Origin of the sequence: Winogradskyella sp. (assembly GCF_013042245.1) — a bacterium.
In the GTDB taxonomy this organism is placed as follows: Bacteria; Bacteroidota; Bacteroidia; order Flavobacteriales; family Flavobacteriaceae; genus Winogradskyella.
Map to the genome: position 1 here is coordinate 1 of NZ_JABDQL010000122.1, position 5,189 is coordinate 5,189.

A 5,189-nucleotide genomic window follows, 5' to 3' on the forward strand; every position below is an offset into this window, starting at 1 on the left:
TGCTTTAAACCTATTGAAGAATGAACATTCTAAAAAACTATCTATGAAAAGCAAAAGGCTTGAAGCTGGGTGGAATGAAGACTATTTGCTCAAAATATTAAATTTAAAAGTATGATTTTGCCCTGAACTGCAATAGCTCTACTATTGTAACCTTTAATTCGTTGTCGTATCTTTTTGCCATAATTCAAATATATAGTTTATGACCGTAAAAATTCGTCCCAGCTAAACTAGACAATCCAGGTTTGCTATTAGATGTTTAAAAAAGTTTACTCTTTACCATCTACATAACCCTGAAGATATTGATAGCGTTCTGTTAATGTTCCATTTTCTGAAGTCATTTTAGCACGCTCTAAAATTCCATCTTTATCATTATTAAAAAATCCGGTAATCACATGCTCTAAAAACGCTTCGCCAAAACCTTCACTAGCATCTTTAGGTAACTCACATGGCAAGTTATCTACTGCCATTACAGTAATTACATCTTTTGCATCAAACTCTGCCTCCGATTCTGTTTCTGGATTGTAACCATAAAAAGGATTTGCTATTGTAGAAGGACGAATCGTACTTGCCACAGGACCATCTATATCACAACTTATATCTGCTACGAGGTTTATTCTAAAATCTGGATGCTTTGCATCATCTCTAGTAAATAGGTATGGTGCATTATTACCATAAAAATGCCCTGCAATAAAGTAATCGGTTTCCTTAGCATAAGGCATAAAATTACTCTCGTAGCCTCTTGGGTCGTCATAAAATGCATACTTCTCTCCTACCTTACCATCTTTACGCTTGGCATATTCCATAACATCAGCCATAACATAAACAGGTTCTGTAAATTGAGACGTTAAATACAAAGCATCACTAATTTGTTTTATACCTAAATAATCTAATATTTCTTTTGCGCCATAAGCTACTTTGCCTGTCCCAGTTAATAGTATTTTTATATTTGGAACTGTAATCTTATCAAGCTCTACTTTAACAGCATTTAAATCCGAAAGCGTTTCTACTTTTGGAAGGCTAAATAGTCCGTCTCTCAAACCCAAAGCTCTAAAGCCATTATATGCACCAACTAACCCTGCATATCGCCCAAAACCAATTAATCTATAATTGTTTTCGTCTACTATGGTTTCGTGGTCATAGAGTTTAATGTTCTTATCCAATATTGCCTTCAGCAAATCTCTATTATACGGTTGCTTTTTTATAGTATGCGAAAAGAAAAAGTATTCCTTATTAGGAATTAAATTTTCAATAGGCACTTCTTTTACACCAATCATCACATCAGCATCAGAAACATCTTCCATAACTTTAAAACCCAAAGACTTGTAAGCAGTATCAGGAAAAATTCTAATATCAGAAGATTCTACTACAAATTCGGCATTTGGAAACCGCATTCTAGCCTCAGCTAATTTTTCTGGTGAAAATACAACACGTCTGTCTGGCGGATTTTTACGTTCCTTGATAATGGCAAATTTCATATTTATGGGTTTAAATTACTGACAAAACGACTACAATCTAGTCTGGAATAATTTTTGCTCAAAAATACTTGGATTTAAGAGGTTGCACAACTTTTTTTGTAACTTCGCCATCCTTTTGTAAGAAAAGGAATTTATAAATTGATGAGTTCCTGAATCGAGTTCAGGATTAATTCGATTTCGCAAAACAAGATTTTGCTATCTCATTAAGGGGTCGACTGGTTTTGACAGCGAGATTAATTAAATGGTAAGCACGTCGTGTAACGGCATTGAAACACGTAAAAGGCTAGACCAAATTTTAAACGGCGAGAATAACTACGCTTTAGCTGCATAATCTGAATTATAGTAAGATTCGTGCTCATTTCTACTAGGTAGAAAGGCTAAATGTCTCCAGAAAGCCTTGGTTAGTGGCGTTCTTTTTAGAGGCATCGTAAAAATTAACTAAGATTAGGTAGTGCTTTGATGCCTTTTCGAGATTTAAAAGCTAAGTTGTAAGTGGGTTGTTTGTAACCAGCTTACAATCGAAAAAACAAGAACAAAATAAACGTGTAGAAAGCCCTTTGGTTACTTGTTTGGACGAGAGTTCGATTCTCTCCGACTCCACAAACAAACTCACTATAGAACTTTTCTATAGTGAGTTTTTGTTTTGCAATTCCTTTTGTAAGGGTTTCGATGTTATTTCGACTAATTTTGCATCTAAATAAAGCATATTATTAACCATAAAAGAAAGGAACACAAAGTATGCTAACTTGGAAAGATGTTATCAATTTTGCAGTCAATGGAAATCCAACACCAGATAGACGTGTTGAAAAAACAGAAGCTGAATGGAGAAATCAATTAACTCCAGAACAATTTAGAATTACAAGACAAAAAGGTACAGAACGCGCCCATAGCGGTGCACTTTGTAGCATCTATGATGAAGGCAAATACAACTGTGTTTGTTGCGACACACCGTTATTTGATTCTACAATTAAATTTAGCTCTGGTACAGGTTGGCCGAGCTTTACACAACCCATTAAAGAAAACGCCATTAAGTATAAAAAAGACTCATCTTATGGTATGGTACGTGTAGAGGTGATGTGCAATACTTGTGATGCCCATTTAGGGCATATTTTTCCTGATGGACCAGAGCCAAGCGGATTGCGTTATTGTATCAATTCAGAATCTATGACTTTAGACAAGGGAACTTCATAATGGCAACTAAAAATTTACAAACCGCCACAGTTGGTGGTGGTTGCTTTTGGTGTACAGAAGCGGTATTTCAAGAAGTAAAAGGTGTAGAAGAAGTAATTTCGGGCTACACTGGTGGCAAAGCACCAGGAAGACCAACTTACAGAGAAGTTTGCTCTGGTTTAACCGGTGATGCCGAAGTTGTAAAAGTCACTTTTGATGCTAATATGATTAGTTACGAAGATATCCTTGTCATTTTTATGACCACTCACGACCCTACGACATTAAACCGTCAAGGTGCAGATAGAGGAACACAATATCGGTCGGTAATTTATTATCACAATCAAACACAAAAAGAAATCGCAGAGATAGTGATTACTGAATTATCTAAATATTACGAAAACCCAATTGTTACTGAATTATCTGAAGCAGTAACGTTTTACGAAGCTGAAAAAGAACATCAGGATTTCTACAAAAATAATCCTGACTTTGGCTATTGTGGTTTTGTTATAGATCCTAAATTAGCAAAACTGCGTAAATTACATTCAGATAAACTTAAATAGAAATCCAAATAATTTAATGGAAACTAAAATTAAACTTTATGGCACCGAAAGGTGCCATAAAACTCAATACTATAAAACCTTTTTTGAGTCAAAAAAACTAGATTATTTGTTTTTGGACGTTGAAGAAAATAAAATTTATGCTGAAGAATTACGTAACTTGTACACTAATCATAAACTTAATTTTCCAACCATAACTATTGGAGAAAAAAAACTAAGAAACCCTTCTGAAAAAGAATTAAACAAGTGGCTCAGTAAACTATCATGAATCTAAATAACAACTTTATTTCTGAACTTCCTGCAGACCCAATTGTTGGCAATACAAGGCGACAAGTCAAAAACGCATGTTTTAGTTACGTTACTCCAAAAAAAACGTCTAAACCAAAACTCATTCATGTCTCTGAAGATTTTGCAAAAGATTTAGGAATTTCAAAAGATGATTTACAATCAAAAGAATTTTTGAATATCATGACTGGCAATCAAGTATTAAATAATACAACACCATATGCCATGTGTTATGGTGGTCATCAATTCGGAAATTGGGCTGGGCAATTAGGTGATGGTCGTGCTATTAATCTTTTTGATGTTGAGCATGACAAGAAGCAATGGACAATTCAGCTTAAAGGTGCTGGAGAAACACCCTATTCACGCCAAGGAGATGGTTTGGCAGTTTTGCGTTCGTCTGTTCGTGAGTATTTGTGTAGCGAAGCTATGCATCATTTAGGTGTGCCAACAACTAGAGCATTATCTCTTAGTTTATCTGGTGATGACGTCATGCGTGATATACTGTATGATGGCAATCGCGCCAATGAAAAAGGTGCAATAGTCTCCCGAGTTTCACCATCCTTTTTACGTTTTGGGAATTACGAAATTTTTGCTGCACGTGGTGATCATAAAACACTTAAAACCCTAGTTGATTATACCATTAAACACCATTTTAAACATTTGGGGCAACCTTCAAAAGACACTTATATCGTCTTTTTCAAGGAGGTCATGGAACGCACTTTAGACATGATTATTCACTGGCAACGCATTGGTTTTGTTCATGGTGTTATGAATACAGATAATATGTCCATTTTAGGTTTAACTATCGATTACGGACCATACGGTTGGTTAGAAGGTTTTGATTTTGGATGGACACCAAATACTACTGATGCTCAAAATAAGCGTTATCGTTATGCCAACCAACCAAATATTGGACTCTGGAATTTATATCAGCTTGCTAACACATTATACTCTTTAATAGAAGATTCAGAACCTTTAGAGGAAATACTAGAAAACTACAAAAATCGTTTTGAAAGTAAGTCTCTAGTGATGATGAAGTCAAAACTAGGGTTGTTTGAAATTGATAAAAATGACCTAAAATTAGTTCAAGATTTAGAGGATATATTACAAGCTACCGAAACCGATATGACTATTTTCTTTAGAAATCTAAGTCTGTTTAAAAAAGATAATTCGGTTGAAGGTTTACGACTAATTGAATACGCATTTTATAAGCCATCGCAAGTTAATGGTAGTGTAAAAACAGAATGGGAAACCTGGTTTGCAAACTACCACAAACGTTTACAAAAAGAAAGACTATCTGACAACAATCGTAAGGCAAAAATGAATAGCGTTAATCCAAAATATGTTTTACGCAATTACATGGCACAACTCGCTATTGATGATGCAAACAATGGTAACTATGATTTAATAGATGAGTTATTTAAACTCTTAAAAGAACCTTATTCAGAGCAACCTGAAAATGAAAAATGGTTTGTAAAACGACCAGAATGGGCAAGACATAAAGTTGGTTGTTCGATGCTTTCTTGTAGCTCTTAATTAGTGTGGGTTGAGCACGATCGAAACCTACAAACATTATAGATAATAATGCGAATCAAGGGTTGGTAAATAGATAAAAAAACAAGCTTAATTCATTGAAAAACAACGTCTTAAACTTGTTTAAGTTATTGATTTTCAGTATCTTAATAGTCGATTTCAACAAGAT

General features: G+C 34.6%; 5 protein-coding genes and 1 other RNA gene. 5 read left to right on the forward strand and 1 reads right to left on the reverse strand.

All coding sequences use genetic code 11. The features are described from left to right. Positions 1-266: 266 nt before the first annotated feature. Entirely contained in the window at positions 267-1,475 is a 1,209-nt protein-coding gene (locus HKP48_RS09570; protein ID WP_296345251.1) for an NAD(P)-dependent oxidoreductase, read from the reverse strand. Positions 1,476-1,682: 207 nt separating this feature from the next. Between HKP48_RS09570 and ssrA the strand changes: the two genes are divergently transcribed. From ssrA to HKP48_RS09595, 5 genes are all read left to right on the forward strand, one after another. Then, positions 1,683-2,078: a transfer-messenger RNA gene (gene ssrA / locus HKP48_RS09575) on the forward strand. 135 nt (positions 2,079-2,213) lie between these two features. Continuing rightward, entirely contained in the window at positions 2,214-2,666 is a 453-nt protein-coding gene (gene msrB / locus HKP48_RS09580) for a peptide-methionine (R)-S-oxide reductase MsrB (RefSeq protein WP_296345253.1), read from the forward strand. Beyond that, positions 2,666-3,205, forward strand: a complete 540-nt coding sequence (gene msrA / locus HKP48_RS09585) for a peptide-methionine (S)-S-oxide reductase MsrA (RefSeq protein WP_296345255.1) — start codon at positions 2,666-2,668, stop codon at positions 3,203-3,205. The genes msrB and msrA overlap by 1 nt, the downstream gene beginning before the upstream one ends. Positions 3,206-3,221: 16 nt before the next feature. Further along, the gene (locus HKP48_RS09590; protein ID WP_296345257.1) at positions 3,222-3,470 is read left to right on the forward strand and encodes a glutaredoxin domain-containing protein; all 249 of its coding nucleotides are present in this window, start codon (positions 3,222-3,224) and stop codon (positions 3,468-3,470) included. After that, the gene (locus HKP48_RS09595; protein ID WP_296345259.1) at positions 3,467-5,023 is read left to right on the forward strand and encodes a protein adenylyltransferase SelO; all 1,557 of its coding nucleotides are present in this window, start codon (positions 3,467-3,469) and stop codon (positions 5,021-5,023) included. The genes HKP48_RS09590 and HKP48_RS09595 overlap by 4 nt, the downstream gene beginning before the upstream one ends. Positions 5,024-5,189 lie beyond the last annotated feature (166 nt).